Here is a 2837-nt window from a genome sequence, read left to right on the forward strand (position 1 = left end):
GGGCTGGCCGGCCGGCCTCATCACCGCGGTGCAGCGCATCGTCATCGGCGGCACCCTCCTGCTCTCCATCCCGACGGGTGCCGGTCGCGAGGCGGATCGGCGGCCGGTGCGTCGTCGTCCGGCCCGGCGCCGACCCCCGAAGACCGGCGCTGCGGTGACCACCGTGGCGGCGGATGACACGCCGGCCGACGAGGCAGCCGCCGACGAGGCGCCCTCCGACGGGGCGCCCGCCGACGAGGCGCCCGCCGACGAGGCGCCCGCCGACGAGGCGGCCGCCGATGCGGCAGCCCCCGACCAGGCAGCCGCCGATCATCAGTTCGAACGCGAGGCGGATGACGGGGGCGGGGTCGACCACGTCGAAGGAGGAGCGCCTGACGTGATGTCTCCCGATCTCGCCGATGCATCCGGCGCGCCGTCGGATACCGACCGCCCCCCCCGAGGAGCCGACGATGCGTCTTGACCGCAAGCAGGCCCTGAACCTCGGAGGACGCGCGCTCGCCTTCCTCGGAGCGGCCGCGTTCGCCGTCGGTGCCGTCGGCGCTGCAGCGCTCCTTCCGTGGCCCGACCATCGCATCGCCCCGCCGGCCGTGCTCGTCCAGCCGGCGGAGAGCCGTCAGCAGCGCGTCTGTCCCGGCCCGCTCCTCGCGCTCGGCGAGGATGCCGCGGCCGCGACCACCGCCTCGTCGATCGGCTCGGCCGACATCGTGACCGCAGCAGAGCCGTCCGACGCCGTGCTCGAGGAGACGCCCCTCGCGGCGCCCGAGAATCCCTTCGCGGCCGACGACGGTACGCCCCTCGCGATCGCGGCCGAGCCGGGCACCGTGGATGCCGGCATGCTGGCGGGTGCCCAGTCGCAGGCGGTCTCAACCGAGACCGCGGGTGGTTTCGCGGCGACCGCATGCGGCGAGGCCGTCTCCGACGCCTGGCTGGTCGCCGGCGCCACGACGCTCGGCCGGAGCGGCCTCGTGCTGCTGTCGAATCCGACCGCCGTCGCCGCCACGGTCGACGTGCGCGTGTTCGGCGAGACAGGCCCGGTCGAGGCGCCCTCCGCGCTCGGCGTGATCGTGCCGGCGAGCAGCCAGCGCGTGCTCTCGCTCGCCGGACTCGCCCCCAACGTGGCCTCGCCCGTCGTGCACGTCACGAGCGCCGGGGGAGCGATCGCCGCGAGCCTCGAGCACTCCGTCGTGGTCGGACTGGCTCCGGCGGGCCTCGAGCTCACCGGTCCGACGGCGGCGCCCGCGACCAGCCAGGTGATCCCCGGGTTCGTGGTGCCGCAGACCGGCGGCGTCGAGGCATCCGAGGACCATGCCGACGGCGACGATCATCCGGCGGTGCGGCTGTACGCGCCGGGCGGCGAGGCGGCCGAGGTCTCGATCGCACTCGTCCCGGAGTCGGGTTCGGGCGGCACGACGATCGAGGCCACGATGGAGGCCGGGCGCGTGCTCGACGTGCCGCTCGGCGTGCTCGACCAGGGCGTGTACACCGTGCGCGTGGAGTCCGACGCCCCGGTCGTCGCGGCGGCCAGGGCGACCGTCGGCGGCACCCAGGGCCAGACGGATGCCGCTGCGCCCTCCGACCTCGCCTGGACCGTCGCGACGGCGCCGCTCCTCGACTCCGCAGTGGTAGCGGTGCCCGACGGGCCGTCGCCCACGCTCTGGCTGGTAAATCCCGAAGCCGAGTCGGTGGACGTGACCGTCACCCTCGACGGCGCCGAGCGCACCGTGTCGGTACCCGGTGCGGGCGGGGCATCCGTGCCGCTCGACGGGGCGACCGCTGCGGTGCTCGACGGCAGCTCCGGCCTGCATGCCACGGTCGCCTTCTCGGGCGACGACGAGCTGGCCTCGTTCGGCGTGCAGCCGCCCGGACCGCTGGACTCACCACTGGAGGTCTACCCGCAGTGAGCCGACCGGCCCGCCCCGCTCAGAGGTGGCGGTACCGGCCAGGCGCGAGCTCCCACGGGTCCTTGTCGAGCAGTTCGGCGACCGCGCGGAAGACGCAGCTCTCGATGAGGAGCTTCTCCTCGCGGTCCTCGCCCTCCTGCAGGCGCAGGAACCGCACGATCGGCAGCCGGTAGAAGGTGATGCGCCGTTCGTCGTGCGCGACCTTCCACCGGTCGACGTGATCGCCGTGGATCGCCTCGGCCGGGCCCTGCGCCACCTCGAAGACGACGCCCTCGAGCTCGGGCCAGAGGCCCCGCAGGTACRCAGCCGTCGTCGCGATCGTGAAGTCGAACTCGTCGAGCCGCGTGCGGATGGGCTCCAGGTGCGGGCCGGTGACGGCCGAGCGCATGCCGCGGCCGTGTCGATCCCGGGCGAGCCGCCTGGGGGAGCGAGGCGTGGCGACACGACGGGAACGGGGCATACCTCCATCGTAATGTCCGCGCGGCTCGCTACTCTGGTGGAGCCATGAGACGTTGTTCGCGCACCGCATGCGCCGCCGAGGCGGTCGCGACGCTGACGTTCGACTACGCCGACTCCATGGCGGTGCTCGGCCCGCTGGCCTTCGCGCCCGAGCCGCACGGCTACGACCTGTGCCGCCGGCACGCCGAGCGCACGTCGGCCCCGGTGGGCTGGCAGGTCGTGCGGCACGTGTCACTCGGTGAGGTAGGTTTCAAGGCATGAACCCGGCAGCACCATCCGACGCTCGAGCGCGCCTCGAAGCCATCGTCAAGGCCTACGACGTCCGCGGCATCGTGGGCGAAGGCCTCACGGAGCAGAGCGTCGAGGCGCTCGGTGCCGGCTTCGTCGACGAGGTCGGGGCCGCCGGGGGCCGCATCGTCGTCGGCCACGACATGCGCGACTCGTCGCCGGGGTTCGCGGCGGCGTTCGCCCGCGGCG

At 74.3% G+C, this 2837-nt stretch carries 3 protein-coding genes and 2 pseudogenes; 4 read left to right on the forward strand and 1 reads right to left on the reverse strand.

The window, feature by feature from the left end:
• A pseudogene (locus AC1DY2_RS18165) lies at positions 1-460 on the forward strand (hypothetical protein); the annotation flags it as partial.
• Positions 450-1901: a DUF5719 family protein gene (locus AC1DY2_RS18170; protein ID WP_476763686.1), complete on the forward strand. Its 1452-nt coding sequence runs from the start codon at positions 450-452 to the stop codon at positions 1899-1901. The pseudogene AC1DY2_RS18165 and the gene AC1DY2_RS18170, both read left to right, overlap by 11 nt.
• Before the next feature lie 19 nt (positions 1902-1920).
• On the opposite strand, the gene AC1DY2_RS18175 is transcribed toward AC1DY2_RS18170, so the two are convergent.
• Positions 1921-2289, reverse strand: a complete 369-nt coding sequence (locus tag AC1DY2_RS18175) for a hypothetical protein (RefSeq protein WP_476763687.1) — start codon at positions 2287-2289, stop codon at positions 1921-1923.
• A gap of 116 nt (positions 2290-2405) precedes the next feature.
• Between AC1DY2_RS18175 and AC1DY2_RS18180 the strand changes: the two genes are divergently transcribed.
• Together AC1DY2_RS18180 and manB are read left to right on the forward strand one after the other, a co-directional pair.
• Positions 2406-2621, forward strand: coding sequence for a DUF3499 family protein (locus AC1DY2_RS18180; protein ID WP_309973170.1), 216 nt, complete (start codon positions 2406-2408; stop codon positions 2619-2621).
• A pseudogene (gene manB, locus AC1DY2_RS18185) lies at positions 2618-2837 on the forward strand (phosphomannomutase/phosphoglucomutase); the annotation flags it as partial. The gene AC1DY2_RS18180 and the pseudogene manB, both read left to right, overlap by 4 nt.

The organism is Agromyces sp. P1_H4, from assembly GCF_056405255.1.